14 protein-coding genes are annotated in these 14,724 nt (G+C 47.8%); 3 read left to right on the top strand and 11 right to left on the bottom strand.

From position 1 onward, the window contains the following. The coding region (locus tag BUB35_RS15475; RefSeq protein WP_143185475.1) for an IS3 family transposase at positions 1–256 on the top strand (256 nt) is incomplete at its 5' end. 68 nt (positions 257–324) lie between these two features. Here the strand turns inward: BUB35_RS15475 and mgtE (BUB35_RS15470) are convergent. From mgtE (BUB35_RS15470) to BUB35_RS15445, 6 genes are all read right to left on the bottom strand, one after another. Further along, a complete protein-coding gene (gene mgtE / locus BUB35_RS15470) occupies positions 325–1,677 on the bottom strand; it encodes a magnesium transporter (RefSeq protein ID WP_072853205.1) in 1,353 nt (450 codons plus the stop codon). A 31-nt stretch (positions 1,678–1,708) separates the two neighbouring features. After that, entirely contained in the window at positions 1,709–3,052 is a 1,344-nt protein-coding gene (gene mgtE / locus BUB35_RS15465; RefSeq protein ID WP_072853209.1) for a magnesium transporter, read from the bottom strand. A gap of 411 nt (positions 3,053–3,463) precedes the next feature. Then, positions 3,464–4,819, bottom strand: coding sequence for a replicative DNA helicase (gene dnaB, locus BUB35_RS15460; protein ID WP_072853203.1), 1,356 nt, complete (start codon positions 4,817–4,819; stop codon positions 3,464–3,466). A 30-nt stretch (positions 4,820–4,849) separates the two neighbouring features. Next, positions 4,850–5,296 (bottom strand): 50S ribosomal protein L9, encoded by a 447-nt coding sequence (rplI, locus tag BUB35_RS15455; RefSeq protein ID WP_072853201.1) that lies wholly within the window; start codon positions 5,294–5,296, stop codon positions 4,850–4,852. Continuing rightward, positions 5,296–7,284, bottom strand: a complete 1,989-nt coding sequence (locus BUB35_RS15450) for a DHH family phosphoesterase (RefSeq protein WP_072853199.1) — start codon at positions 7,282–7,284, stop codon at positions 5,296–5,298. Before BUB35_RS15450 ends, rplI begins: the two co-directional genes overlap by 1 nt. Positions 7,285–7,334: 50 nt before the next feature. After that, the gene (locus tag BUB35_RS15445) at positions 7,335–7,727 is read right to left on the bottom strand and encodes a MazG-like family protein (protein ID WP_072853197.1); all 393 of its coding nucleotides are present in this window, start codon (positions 7,725–7,727) and stop codon (positions 7,335–7,337) included. A gap of 101 nt (positions 7,728–7,828) precedes the next feature. On the opposite strand from BUB35_RS15445, the gene BUB35_RS15440 reads away from it, so the two are divergent. Beyond that, the gene (locus BUB35_RS15440; RefSeq protein ID WP_072853195.1) at positions 7,829–8,269 is read left to right on the top strand and encodes a MarR family transcriptional regulator; all 441 of its coding nucleotides are present in this window, start codon (positions 7,829–7,831) and stop codon (positions 8,267–8,269) included. Next, positions 8,266–9,603, top strand: a complete 1,338-nt coding sequence (locus BUB35_RS15435) for an MATE family efflux transporter (protein WP_072853193.1) — start codon at positions 8,266–8,268, stop codon at positions 9,601–9,603. The genes BUB35_RS15440 and BUB35_RS15435 overlap by 4 nt, the downstream gene beginning before the upstream one ends. Before the next feature lie 38 nt (positions 9,604–9,641). On the opposite strand, the gene BUB35_RS15430 is transcribed toward BUB35_RS15435, so the two are convergent. The 5 genes from BUB35_RS15430 to BUB35_RS15410 all read right to left on the bottom strand — a co-directional run. After that, the gene (locus tag BUB35_RS15430; RefSeq protein ID WP_072853207.1) at positions 9,642–10,400 is read right to left on the bottom strand and encodes a sulfite exporter TauE/SafE family protein; all 759 of its coding nucleotides are present in this window, start codon (positions 10,398–10,400) and stop codon (positions 9,642–9,644) included. A 154-nt stretch (positions 10,401–10,554) separates the two neighbouring features. Further along, positions 10,555–11,274: a tRNA threonylcarbamoyladenosine dehydratase gene (locus BUB35_RS15425; protein WP_072853191.1), complete on the bottom strand. Its 720-nt coding sequence runs from the start codon at positions 11,272–11,274 to the stop codon at positions 10,555–10,557. After that, the gene (locus tag BUB35_RS15420; RefSeq protein ID WP_072853189.1) at positions 11,271–12,641 is read right to left on the bottom strand and encodes an HAD hydrolase family protein; all 1,371 of its coding nucleotides are present in this window, start codon (positions 12,639–12,641) and stop codon (positions 11,271–11,273) included. Before BUB35_RS15420 ends, BUB35_RS15425 begins: the two co-directional genes overlap by 4 nt. Positions 12,642–12,844: 203 nt before the next feature. Continuing rightward, positions 12,845–13,936, bottom strand: coding sequence for an iron-containing alcohol dehydrogenase family protein (locus BUB35_RS15415; protein WP_072853187.1), 1,092 nt, complete (start codon positions 13,934–13,936; stop codon positions 12,845–12,847). Positions 13,937–14,000: 64 nt separating this feature from the next. After that, on the bottom strand, positions 14,001–14,724 hold a 724-nt coding region (locus tag BUB35_RS15410), incomplete at its 5' end, for an electron transfer flavoprotein subunit alpha/FixB family protein (protein ID WP_072853185.1).

Genomic DNA, 14,724 nt, shown 5'->3' with positions numbered 1-14,724 from the left:
CCGCCAAATGCTCAAACAAAAAGGAATCCGGCAAAGTATGAGCCGAAAGGGTAACTGTCTGGACAATGCTGTCATGGAAAATTTCTTTGGATTGCTCAAGAGCGAACTTCTCTATCTTCAACAGTTTCAATCTATGGAACATTTCAAGCAGGAACTGGTGGAATATTTAGATTATTATAATAACCATCGAATCAAAGCAAAGTTAAAGGGCTTGCCACCTGCAATTTACAGACAACAAGCCCTTCTGGCTTCTTAAACAATTTTAATTTGAAAATATTGTCTAACTTTTTGGGTTCAGTTCAACGAAAGGAGTTCTCTCTTTTTTTACAGTACAAGCCACTGTGCCACATTGAAGAAAATCACCAGCGCCACAGCATCCACCACCGTGGTGATGAGGGGACCAGCCATGATGGCAGGGTCTAATTTACAAACTTTTGCGCCAATAGGCAGAACACAGCCCATGGCTTTTGCCACAACAACCACAAAGCCCATGCTGACAGAAACAGTCAGGTCCACCATAATGTCCGTGGAAGGGCTGAAAATGGTCTGTTTGATGAAGTTCAGTGCCGCCAGAAGGACACCGCAAATCATCCCCACCTGCACTTCTTTCCCCATAACCCGCAGAATATCTCTGGGGCGAATGTCCCCTAAGGACATCCCACGAATGATGGTGGCAGAGGTCTGGGAACCGGCATTCCCGCCGGTACCTGTCAGAACGGGGATGAATGCTGCCAACTGCACCGCCTGACTGAGGATGGCATCATAGCCGGAAATGATGGCACTGCTGAGGGTACCGGAAATCATCAGTACACACAGCCACACAATACGGTTTCGTGCCAGTTTTGTTACAGGTGTTTTCAGATATACTTCATCGGAAGGCAGCAACGCCGCCATTTTTTCCATATCTTCTGTGGTTTCTTCGTCGATAACGTCCACGATATCGTCTACGGTGATGATGCCCACCAGACGGTTTTCCCCGTCTACTACAGGCAAGGCGATAAAGCTGTATTTACGGAACAGATTTGCCGCTTCTTCCTGGTCGTCCAAAGTGGCAATGGAGATCACATCTTCCTCCATCAGTTCCTCTACCCGTTTATCCTCATCGGCGAACAGCAGTGTTCTAAGGGGCAATACCCCCACCAGATGCTTTTTGTCGTCGATGACATAACAGGTGTAAATGGTTTCCTTATCCAGACCGTTTTTGCGGATGATTTCCATGGCACGCTTTGCCGTCATGGTTTTGGAAAGGTGCACAAACTCGACGGTCATCAAGCTTCCGGCAGAGTTTTCGGGATAATGCAGGAAACGGTTGATAAGGGCGCGGGTTTCCCTATCGGTGTTTCGCAGAACTTTGCTTACCAGATTGGCAGGGGCTTCCTCCAGAAAGTCGATGGTATCGTCCAGATACATATTATCCACGATGTTCCGTACTTCCGTATCCGTAATGGATGTGACCAGCATTTCCTGAGTATCATTATCCAGGAAAGAGAATGCTTCTGCCGCCATATCCTTAGACAGCAGACGGAAAAGGAACAATTGCTTATCTGCCGGCAGTTCTTCCAGAAATTCTGCCACGTTGGCAGGGTTTTCTTCATTCAGTTCTTCACGGAGCTGCACATAATGTCCTTTTTCCATGAGTTCCTGCCACTTTTCCACCGTTTCATTCCATTCTTCCATGTCACACCTCCTTCAAAATCCAGATTCTTATTTACATCAGCAATACGGTCGCAATGCTGAAATAAATAATCAATGCCACAGCGTCCACCAGTGTGGAAATCAAAGGACCTGCCATCATAGCTGGGTCTACCTTCAAAATCTTTGCCAGAATAGGCAGGGTACAGCCGATGGTCTTAGAAAGCACCACAACAGCTGCCATACTGATGGAAACGGTAAAGTCTACCAAAAAGCCCGTACTGGGGCTGAAAAACGTCATACGTACCATATTGACTGCCCCCAGGGCAATACCGCAAAGGGCGCCGACCCGGACTTCTTTCCAGACAACCCGGAGCACGTCTTTCACTTCGATTTCTCCCAAGGCCATACCACGAATGATCATGGTGGAAGCCTGAGAGCCTGCGTTCCCCCCGGTACCTGTGATGATGGTGATGAAACTGGAAAGCGCCATAACCGTTGCCAACAACGTCTGATAATGGCTGATAACCAAGGAACTGAGGGTACCGGATACCATCAGTACGCACAGCCACACAATACGGTTTCGTGCCAGCTTCAGCACGGGGGTTTTCAGATATTCTTCATCGGAAGGCAGCAATGCCGCCATTTTTTCCATATCTTCCGTGGTTTCCTGTTCGATAACGTCCACGATATCGTCCACGGTGATGATGCCCACCAGACGGTTTTCCAAGTCCGTCACAGGCAGCGCCATCCAGTTATATTTCTTGAAGATTTGTGCAACTTCTTCCTGGTCGTCGGTGGTGTGTACAGATACCACGTCTTCTTCCATCAAATCCTGCACCAGTTCTTCATCTTTGGCACAAATCAGCGTCCTGAGGGGTACAACGCCGATAAGTTTTCTCTGGCCGTCGATGACATAACAGGTATAGATGGTTTCTTTATCCATGCCTGTCCGCTTGATCTGCTTCATGGCAACATCTACGGTCATACCGCCTCTGAGTTTCACAAACTCAATAGTCATCAAACTTCCGGCGGAATTTTCCGGATAGTTCAAAAATCGGTTGATGAGGGCGCGGGTTTCCGCGTCGGTGTTGCGCAGCACCTTTTTTACCAGATTGGCAGGTGCTTCTTCCAGAAAGTCCACCGTATCGTCCAGGAACATTTCGTCTACGATGTTGCGCACTTCTTTATCTGTAATGGAATGAACGATATGTTCCTGGGTGTCGCTGTCCATATAGGAAAATACTTCCGCTGCCATATCCTTGGTCAGCAGTCGGAAAATGAAAAGCTGTTTTTCCGCAGACAGTTCCTCGAAGTATTCCGCCAAGTCGGCGGCGTTTTCCTCGTTCAATTCCTGTTTTAACTGTATATATGCCCCTTTGTCCATGAGTTCATTGAAATGGTCAAAGAGCGTCTGCATTTCCTCCACTGTTTTTCACCTCGTTTTTCAGACAATAAAAAAACACCATTGTCTTTGCAAAAGTGTCAGCAGAAAATGTCGTCATACAATTTTCCGAAAAACGCGCACAGAAAAGCAAGCCCCTATTTCACCATAGAAAAAAAGGAACCAAAAGGATGCGACATTTCCGCTGTGATATTCAAATACCATCGCTCAGGACCCAAAGGGATACTCTCGCTACTGCCGTCCATTCGGTTCACCTCCGTCATTACTTTCTTACCTGTCATTTTTCTCCACCATTAGTATATGCTTTCCCAAAATCAACGTCAACCCCCACTTCTCCAATCCACGGAAAAAATTACAAAACAATGAGAAAACCCCGGAATGACTGGAAATTCCTTCCATTCAAACCGAGGTTTTTCGCTTCCATTTTTAGAATTTTTTCAGGAAATTACCAAATTTGGTATACTGACCCATCCAGGTCAAATCAACGGTACCCGTCGGACCATTACGCTGTTTGGCAATGATCAGTTCCGCCTGATTTTTCTTTTCCGTATCGGGGAAATAATACTCATCACGATAGAGGAACGCCACCACATCGGCGTCCTGTTCGATGGCGCCGGATTCTCTCAGGTCGGAGAGCATGGGTCTATGGTCTGCACGCTGTTCGCAGGCACGGGACAGCTGAGAAAGGGCAATGACTGGCGCTTCCATTTCTCTGGCAATTGCCTTGAGGGAACGGGAGATTTCGGAAATCTCCTGCTGTCTGGAATCGTTCCGGCTGTTGCCGCTCATAAGCTGCAAATAGTCGATAACGATAAGTCCAAGACCTTTTTCCACCTTCAGGCGGCGGCATTTGGAGCGGACCTCCATAGGGGTAACCCCGGGGGTATCGTCAATGTAAATAGGTGCCTGAGAAAGAGGACCCATGGCCTGAATCAAATCTGCCCAGTCGCTGTCTGTCAGTTCCCCTGTACGGAGCCTCTGGGCATCCAGCATGGCTTCGGAACACAGCATACGGTTTACCAGCTGTTCCCGGCTCATTTCCAGAGAAAATACCGCTGTAGGCACATTGCTGCGGATGGCAGCATTCTGGATGATGTTCAGGGCAAAGGCCGTTTTCCCCATGGAAGGACGGGCTGCCAGCAAAATCAGGTCAGATTTCTGAAGTCCCGCTGTTTTCTGGTCGAAGTCCACAAAACCTGTCGGTACGCCAGTCAGTTTCCCTTTGGAACGGTAGATATCCTCGATTTTTTCAATGGAATCCACGGCAATATCCCGGATATGGTGGAACTGGTCGGAATGGCGGTTCTGCATGATATCGAAAATGCCTTTTTCCGCCGTATCCATAATGGCGTTTACATCGGTTTTGCCTTCGTAACTCATCTGGGAAATATTATTCGCCGTACGGATGAGCCGACGCAATACGGATTTTTCCTCCACAATGGCAGCGTAATGACGCATATTTGCAGAGCTGCCCACGGAAGTGGAGATATTGGCAAGGAAAGGCAGGCCGCCAATCTGTTCAAAGACCTGCTTTTCCTCCAGTTTATTCTTCACGGTAATCATGTCGATGGGCACACCGCTGTGGTAAAGTTCTTCTGCCGCTTCAAAGACCTGTCTATGGTCAGGGCGGTAGAAATCCTCACCTGTCAGCATTTCCAATGCCAAAGACGCCGCTTCTCTGTCCAAGAACATGGCACCAAGCACTGCCAATTCTGCCGCATCGTCATGGGGCGGTACATTCTGGAAGATTTCCGCCTGACCGGATGTATTTTGTTGTTCCATATTTCCCGCCTCCTTTTATGTTTGCATCAATTAGGCTTCTACGATTTTTACAGTCACTTCTGCTGTTACCTTAGGATGCAGTTTGATGACTGCTGTTCTTTCGCCCAGCATTTTGATGGAATCGCCAATGGATACTTTCTTTTTATCCAGATCCATACCTGTCTGTTTGATGATTTCTTCTGCAACTTCTTTGTTTGTAACAGAGCCGAACAGCTTGCCGTTGCTGCCTGTTTTTACTTTGATGATGACAACTTTTTCATCCAGCTGTTTTTTCATTTCCTGAGCTTTTTCCAGTTCTTCCTGTTTGCGTTTTGCTTCTGCTTTCTGCTTCAGTTCATAGTCGTTCAGGTTGGATTTTGTAGCTTCTACTGCCAGTTTTTTGGGCAGCAGGAAATTTTTTGCATAGCCTTCGCTGGCATTGATTAAGTCGCCTTTTTTGCCGACACTTTTTACATCCTGTAATAAAATCAGTTTCATTATGCTTCCTCCTCCAAATATTCTTCAATGGCTGCGCGGACTTTTTCCTTGGCTTCCTCAACGGTGCAGTCCTGAAGCTGCGCACCGGAAACCGTCAGATGACCGCCGCCACCCAGTTTTTCCATAACTCTCTGCACATTGATCTCCCCAAAGCTGCGGGCGGAAATATAGACTGTATCTTCCACCTTGCAGCAGACAAAGGATGCCTGAATGCCTGTGACGTTCATCAGATCGTCTGCTGCCTGTGCCGCTGTCAGTGTGGAATTTTCCACATCGGAAGGGCAGACGGAAATGGCAATATGATCCCGGAACAGTTCCGCATCCCGGACAGCTGTAGCTTTCGCCTTGTAAGCGTCCATGTCGTTTTGGAACAGCAGCCGCACCCGAATACTGTCAGCACCGTTTCTGCGAAGGAACGCCGCAGACTCAAAGGTCATGGCGCCGGTTTTCACGCAGAAGTTTTTGGTATCTACAGTGATACCTGCCAACAGGGCATCGGCTTCGATCTGATGCAGTTTTACTTTTTTGTCCATATGCTGAATCATTTCGGTAATGAGTTCAGATGTGGACGAAGCGTAAGGCTCATGATAAATGAGCACCGCCTGTTCGATGAAATCGGTACTCTTGCGGTGGTGGTCAAAAACGACGATTTTCTTCGCCGCCATAAGCACCTGTCTGCTGTCTACCATGGATTCTCTGTGGGTATCCACAATAACCAGCAGTGTTTTGTCATTGATCATACGCATAGCGTCTACGCCATCCACAATGACACCGCCGAATTTGCCGCTTTCATCCATTTTATCGCAAAGGCGTTTGACGCCTACGCTGACTTTGTCCATGACGATGTTGCATTTTTTCCCAATGCTCTTTGCCATGGCGCAGATACCGATACAAGCGCCCAAGCTGTCCAGATCGGCATTCTTATGCCCCATGACCAGAATGTCAGAAGCATCCCCCATCAGTTCCATGAGGGCATCCGCTTTGACACGGGCACGGATACGGGCATTGCGGTGGATTTCGCCGCTCTTGCCGCCGAAGAACAGGTATTTTTCCCCGTCTTTGATGAGCACCTGATCGCCGCCCCGGCCCAGAGCCAAGTCCATAGCCGCTTTTGCGTTTGCCATGGCGTCCTCCAGAGAGCCGCCGCCGATACCGATACCCATACTGAGGGTTACAGGAATGTGTTCCCCTACGGAGATTTCCTTGATCTCGTTAAAAGGCTCGAATTTCTTTTCTTTCAGCCGCTCCAGACTGCCCTTAGAGAGCAGGAAAATGTAGCGGTCTTTCTCCAGTTTTTTGATAACGGCATCTGCCGCCTGTGCCAGCTGATTGAACTTTCTATCAATGAGGGCAGAGAGGATGGGCAGTCGGTTTTCGTCGATGCTGTCCAGCACATCGTCGTAGTTGTCCAAAAGGATCATACCTACAACGGTTTCCTGTTCCTCCAATTCTTTCTCCAGCTGACAGGTTTTGGTGATGTCCACCATAATGAGGGTCAGAACTGCCCCCACAGCGCCGCTTTTGTCCACCACATCGCAGTGGTTCAGAGCAGCTTTGTAAGAACGGTCGCCTACGGTGACTCTCTGAGGTTCTCCGGCGCCGCTGGTTTTCCGCAGCACTTCGATGACAGGTTTCGCGTCCTCACTATTGGGGAACACTGCCGCGAAAGGCGCATTATACATCATGACCCTGCCACGAATATCCAGCACAGCGTAAGGAATGGGCAGATTTTGGGGAATGGAGAAATTTTCCCGAAGCACTGCCGTATCCAGAAAACGGTTTTCCTCAGGCTCCTCCTGGGGTTCATCCGTAAAGAGGTCTTTGAGCAGCGGACGCAGAAAACTGCCTGCCACGATCCCCACCAATGCCCCTACGCCAATGCGTACATCCAGCATCAAGCAAAGAATCACCACCAGCACAGCCACTGCCATCCCGATGAGCAGCCGTCCTTCCTTTCCTTTCTTTGTTTCTTCTTTTTTTTCTTCCATGTTGCAGCCTCCAAGCTGTTTGGCTTTTTCAAAAGCCTTTCTGTGACTGTTTATGTTTCTTCCAGTTCATGCAAAACGGTCAGCAGATCACTTTTCCATGCAGATACATCTTCCTGCACCAACGCCGCCTTCAAAGTCATCGCCGCTTTCCGGCTCAGTCCATCCTGAGAGATGCCCAGCCGTCCTGCCAGAAGCCGCAGACTGATCTCCAGCTTTGCCAGAAGCTCTGTCTGTTCCGCTTTTGAGGCATTGTTGTGCATGGCTGTAAACAGATCCGCCACCTGAGAGAGCATTTGGCACTGCAGCTCCTGGGTCATGCGGATATTTCTTGCCACATCGAATGATTTTTCCGGCACAGTATCGCCTTCCTTTCTGCCTGTTTTCTGTTTATGCAGTAATATAGTATACCACAGAACCATGATTTTCTCAACAGTTATCTGCATGCAGCCCCTCTTGACAAATGGAAAAGCCCCTGCTAAAATGATTAGGTAATCTTAATTATTAGGCAATCTTAACTAATTTTTATCATAGGAGGCGGTAACTGATGGGCATTGGAGAAGCCATCACAAAATTTTTTCACGACATGGGTATTTTAGAGCTACGCATCCGCAATGAACACCCGGCATACGCCAAACTGAGCTATAACAGCAGTCTGTATCTGGACATCATATCCGCCCATCAGGGAGAATATACCCCTTCCAAGCTGGCAGATATGCTCCACATCGCAAGACCTTCTGTCACCCAGAAAATCAATGTGCTGGAAAAGGCTGGCTATGTGACCCGAAAACAGAATCCCGCCGACAAACGGGAATACTTCCTGTATTTCAACGCAGATTCTTTTGACGCGGATACCCAGTTTATTTACACAAAACTCAACAAACAAATCAGTGAGTCCATGGAACAACGCTATTCAAAGGAGGAAATCGAGAAATTCTCCGAAATGCTTTCCTATATCGGAGAAATTTGTCTTGATGAACGCTTATGAACGAAGTACAATTCGCAACACTGCCTACCAGAAAGATATTTTTCCGCTGTGCCCTGCCGGGGCTTTTAGCCATGGTGGTTTCGTCCATCTACATGATGATCGACGGTATTTTCGTAGGACGATACATCGGCAGTCACGCACTGGCGGCAGTAAACTTAGCCTTTCCCGTTATTATGATTCTCTTTGCCGTAGGGGACATGGTGGCAGTAGGCTCCTCTGTAAAAATTGCCCTTTTATTGGGGCAAGGAAAAAATAAAGAAGCTAACGGACTATTTTCCGCGGCTTTCTGCATGATTCTGGGCATTGGTGTCCTGTTCTCCCTAGTGGGATTTCTTGCGGCACCAAGACTTATCACCCTTTTGATCAAAGATACCACTTTGGCGGAAGTGGCATGGGACTACACAAGGATCTTCCTTTATTTCATGCCTGCCATCATGCCCCTGTTCGCCGTTGACAACTATCTGCGGATCTGCGGCAAAGCCAATTTCAGCATGTGGATGAACATTTCCGTGGCAGTGCTGAACATCATTCTGGACTGGTTCTTCTTGGCATATCTGCGGCTGGACATCCGCTTTGCCGCCCTTGCCACATCTGTCAGCATGACCCTTGGGGTGCTCATTGCCCTGACACCTATTGTCCTTAGGAAACTGACACTGCGCTTCACCCACCCGCGGATTTCCCTTTCCACCACATTGGGCATTTTCCATAACGGCAGTTCGGAATTTTTCAACAACATTTCCGGCTCCTTCATGTCCACGGTGGTCAACGCTTTTCTGCTGCACTTAGGTGGCGGTACAGCCGTTGCCGCTTACGGCATCGTTATGTATTTGGACAGTCTGCTGCTCATGGCACTTTATGGGATTCTGGACTCCCTCCAGCCGCCAGTGAGCTACAACATCGGCGCAGGCAATCACCAGAAAGCAAGGGAATTTTTCCGTTTGAGCTGTAAAGTCACGGCGACCATTTCTCTGGTCTGTCTGCTGGCTATGGTATGCTTCCCCAAAGAACTGGCGTCCCTATTCTTACAGGACAATTCCGAAGAAGTGCTGGAAATGACTGTCACCGCTCTGCGGCTATACGCACCAGCCTATCTGTTCCTGTGGCTGAATATGGTCATCAGCTCTTTCCTCACCGCCATGGACCGGGCAAGGGATTCGTTGACTATCATGCTGTTCCGGGCACTGATTTTCCCTGCCCTTTCTCTGGCAGTCTTTCCGCAGATTTTGGGCGTTACGGGGATTTTTATCACGCCTGCCATCTCCGGCGCATTGACGGTGATTATTTCCACTACCATCTGGCGCAGACTTGGCAAACAACAGCCCCAAGAGGCGTAAAAAAAGACGATTCTTTTTTAAGAATCGTCTTTTTTGTGTTATCCAAATAATTCTGTCAGAACTTTGATGAAGAAAATCACCAGTACCACCAGTATAAAAGGCTTCACAAATTTCGTGCCTTTTTCCGTAAAAATCCGTGTGCCCACATAATTTCCGGCAATGCTGAACAGCCCAGCCACAATGCCCAAAGGCAGCATCACTACCCCATTGAGGAGGAATACCACCAATGCGGAAATATTGGTGCTGAGATTGATGACCTTTGTGGTGCCTGCCGCTTCTGTCAGACCGATATGCGCCAATCCTGTCAGCAGCAGCAAAAGGAATGTTCCTGTGCCGGGACCGTAGAAGCCATCATAAATGCCGATACAGAAGGAAATCAGCACACTGAGCAAAACGGTTCTGCCATAGCTGTAGGGTACCCGTTCCGCGTCCAGACTGCGGCCTCTCAGCACATACAGAGCAGTCACAGGCAGGATGAACAGCATGAGAATCTGGATGCTGCGTTCAGACAACAGCAAAGTGATTCTTGCGCCAATATAAGAGCCGCCCAAAGCGAATACCACACAAGGCAGCGCACGCTTCCAGTGAATGAAACCGCTTTTTCCATAACGATAAGTGGCAATCACTGTACCCATAGCCGCACTCATTTTATTGGTGGCAATGGCGCCATGAACAGGCACCCCGGCAATCATATAAGCCGGCAGGGAAATGAGCCCGCCGCCGCCAGCCACTGCGTCTATGAGTCCCGCCATAAAAACCATGGGGCATACAATCAAATAAGGCAAAAACGTATCCATAACTGCTCCTTTTCTTTTGTTACACTTCTTTTCCAAAACTCGTTCCATTATAGCCGTTTTTCTTTGGCGGCGCAACATGGATTTTGATAAAATTGATGATACAAAAAAGCCGAAAACTTCTATCAAAAAATGCATAGAAATTTTCGGCTTAATCTCAATCTGTAATGCCTGCAATATGGCGGATGACTTCCCCAGCCAGCAGTAGCCCAGCCACCGGCGGCACAAAGGAAAGGCTGCCGGGAATCTGGCGTTTGCCTGTTTCTGTGGATGCCGCTGGCTTTTGGGGTTCTTCTTTGGAATACACCACTTTCACGTTTTTGATGCCTCGTACTTTCAGTTCTTTCCGCATGACTTTTGCCAGAGGACATACAGAGGTTTTGGAAATGTCCGTCACTTCAAAGCGTTCGGGATGGAATTTATTCCCCGTTCCCATGCAGCTGATGACAGGCACCCCTGCTTTTTTGGCTTCTTCAATGAGAATCAGCTTACTGGTAACGGTATCGATGGCGTCAATGACGTAATCATAGGTAGAAAAATCCAGCAAATCCCGATTTTCCGCCCCATAGACCACGGGATAAGTTTCTACTTCTGTTTCCGGTGAAATATCAGCGATACGCTCTGCCATGACTGCGGTTTTTTCTTTTCCCACAGTGGAATGAAGGGCAATCAATTGGCGGTTGATGTTGGTGATGCTCACCGTATCCCCATCCACCAAAGTGATATGTCCCACGCCGCCTCTTGCCAGGGCTTCCGCCGCAAAAGAGCCTACGCCGCCAATGCCAAAGAGTGCCACACGGGCAGAACGGAGTTTTTCCAAAGCTTCTTCTCCCAGCAGCAGTTCCGCCCGGGAAAATATATTCAAGTCTTGTGTCATTTCTTCTGTTCTCCTTTTTCTTTTCTGCGTCTGGGTGGGATTTTCTCCCAAGGCAGTGGTTCATACAAATGCAAAATGGTCCGCACCACGCCGTCCCCATGGTGTCCCCGGAGCTGATAATCGGCAACAGCCTTTGCCTCCGGTGTTGCGTCTGCGGTAGCATAAGACAAGTCTGCCCAGTTCATAAGGGAAATATCGTTTTTATTGCTGCCGAAAGCGACGACTTTTCGGTTACCCATACCGCTGACGCTTTCCAGCAACCGACGCACCATATATTCCTTGGTGGCGTTTTTGTGATAAATCTTCAAATGGCAGTAATCCGGCGGTGTTTCTGAGCGGTCACGCAAAAACAGCAATTCTTCCGCCCCTTCCATCTGCCGCAATTCCTGTTCCACCTCGTCTGCATCCTCATTTTTCAGCACCAGCAGAAAATAAACGGGAATCCCTTCTTCTGGCACATCACCATATACATAATTCCGATAAGGGGATTTTCTCGCCCGTTCATAAAGTTTTCGTTCTTCTTCATTATGGAAATCCCGGTAATAAATGAGGAGCACATCTTGCAGTACCACATTTAGAAAATAGTGAAAATCTTTCTCTTGCAGGTATTCACAGATTTTCTTTGTCATTTCCTTAGACAGACCATTGCAAGCCAGATACCGTTTTTCATTCAGGTCGTAAAGCACCGCCCCATCCATAGCAATGACAGGCAGTTTCAGATGCAGACCACCGATTTCCGACATAAGAGTTGCGGGGGTACGTTCTGTTGCAATGGTAAATTTGATGCCATCATTCAATAATTGATTCAGTTCAAAAACGCTGTAGGGTGTCAAATGGCGTTTTTCATCATATAAAGCACCGTCAAAGCCTGTGACGAAGAAAAATTCCTCTCGTTTCTGTCTGGGCAGGTGCACCGCATTGACCCCCAGAGAAACCAGAATCCCTACAATGGTTTCAAAGGAACGGTTGAAGGCGTCCACCACCGGCGGATAATTCCCAGTGGAAAGGGTTACCCCCAACAGTACCACCCCAGCCATGGCAGAAGCGCCGGTCTTTTTCAGCAGCACCGTAATATACATGGCAGGGATCACAGCTGCGGAAATAATCAAATACTGCAAAAATTCGTATTTCTGAGGGATTTCCCGAATGAAATAAGACACCAAAATCCCCATGGCTGCCCCTGTCAACGTACCGATGATACGGTTAAAGGCAACGGACTTACTATTTTCTACATAAGGCTGCATACAGATCATGGCTGCAATGGTAGAAAATACAGGCACGCCCTGTTTCCCACGCAGCAGATAAATCAGCAGACAAATGGCAACGGCAATGGATGTTTTGATCATACGCATTCCGATTTTAGGCAACGCGCCTCACCTCCTCTGGTTCCATTCCCATTTCTTTGTTTCAAAAATGTATACACAGTATAGTTTCTGCATGGGATTCTGTCAAGATGCACCGGCAGTCTTGTCAGACTTTCTTTTACGGCAGTGCGTTCATTTTTTCCCGAAAAAAAGAAAAAACGGCAGGGGAAAAAATTCCCCCGCCGTGCATAATGGCTTAAGTCAAATTATGCTTCTTTTTTCTTGTTGTATTCTTCCAGTTCCAGAATAGCAGCTTTGATCATGTCCTGAGTGATCTTGTAAGGAGAGTAGTCCAGGTCATATTTCTTAACAGCTTCGTCCAGAACGGGGCCCAGTTCGTCAACGGATACTTCGATGTCAGCCAGTTTTGTAGGCAGTTTCATTTCTTTGTAGAAATCGAAGAATCTATCCAGTTTGTCGTACTGTTTGTCCATTGTCAGCAGAACCAGTGTGCCGTAGGAAACAACTTCGCCGTGACGATGTCTTTCTTCTACCTGAGGCAGGATTGTCATGCTGTTGAACAGAGCGTGTGCCAGGTTGGTGTTGTATTTGTGAGAGTCAACCATGTTGGAAACCATACCTGTGTTGATGAAGATATCCAGTGCAACCATTTCGATTGCTTTGGAAGCGCGGTTGTTTCTGCAGTCTTCCATAGCCTGAACACCATATTTCAGCAGGGGTTCTGTGCAGCAGCCGCTCAGAGCTACACCAGCCTGTTCGGACAGTGTCAGTTCGTCTTCTTTGCCTCTTGCGGAGAATTTAACTTCGATTTCTTTACTCATACCGTCGCCGATACCAGCCCACAGGAAGGATGCAGGTGCTTCTGCGATAACCTTTGTGGAAATGAAGATGTGTACGGGGGGTCTGTCTACACGGAAGAATGTACGGAATACATGGTTCGGATAGTAGTAGATACCCAGTGCGGAGTTACATGCGCATGTAGAAGCGATTGTAGGGAATGTGAAGTAAGGTTTTTTCAGGTTGTGAGCAACCAGTTTACCTGTATCGATTGCTTTACCACCGCCCAAGCAGAAGATCATGTCTGCGTTCTTTACAGCGTCTGTCTGCTGCAGTTCTTCTGCATATTCGAATGCAGCTTCACCGGGGAACAGAATGTATTCGATGCTGAAATCTGTGCCTGCGATTGCTTCATCCAGATATTTCTTTGTAGCGTTGATGGAAATTTCATCGCTGATTACAACTGCTTTGTTGCCGTAAGGGCTGCAAACAGATGTGATTTCTTTGTAAGCGTCTTCGCCAGCGCTATAACCCGGGAAAAATACAGAATAGTTATCCATTTTCATTCTCCTCCTGTTTGATTAAAAAAATTGGTTTATATTTTGATGTTTACATATTCAAAAATTAGTTTGTAGCTTTGCTTGCTTTGTATTTTCTGATAGCATCAGCCAGTTTAGGCAGGATCTGTTTTACGTCACCTATGATACCCAGGTCAGATACTTCGAAAATAGGAGCTGTGTCGTTTTTGTTGATGGAGATTACCAGTTCGGAACCTTCCATACCAGCTACGTGCTGGATAGCACCGGAGATACCGCATGCCATGTACAGGTCAGGACGTACTGTTTTACCTGTCTGACCAACCTGACGATCTTTTTCGATCCAGCCAGCGTCTACACATGCTCTGGAAGAACCAACTTCTGCGCCCAGTGCATCTGCAACGTCTCTGATCATGTCGAAGCCCTGAGGACCGCCGATACCACGACCGCCGGAAACGATCAGTTTTGCTTCTGTCAGGTCTACGGATTTCTTATCGGATTTCACAACTTCCAGAATTTCAACGTTCATGTCTGCTTCTGTGAAGTCAACGTCAAATTTGATCAGTTCGCCTTTTCTTGTTTCGTCCTTGTCGATTCTCTTCATAACGCCAGGACGTACGGTAGCCATCTGAGGTTTTGTTCTAGGGCACATCAGAGTAGCCATGATGTTACCGCCGAATGCAGGACGAGTCATCAGCAGAGCTCTTGTAGGATCTGCGCAGCCCATAGCTGCTTCTTTGTCATATTCTTCCTGCGTTTTAGCCATTCTCAGACCTGTTGTATCAGCAACCAGACCTGTTCTTACACGGCTA

This window comes from Anaerotignum lactatifermentans DSM 14214, assembly GCF_900142265.1.
GTDB lineage: Bacteria > Bacillota > Clostridia > Lachnospirales > Anaerotignaceae > Anaerotignum > Anaerotignum lactatifermentans.
The sequence above is the reverse complement of the archived record's forward strand: the minus strand, read 5'-3'. Positions and strand labels throughout refer to the sequence as shown.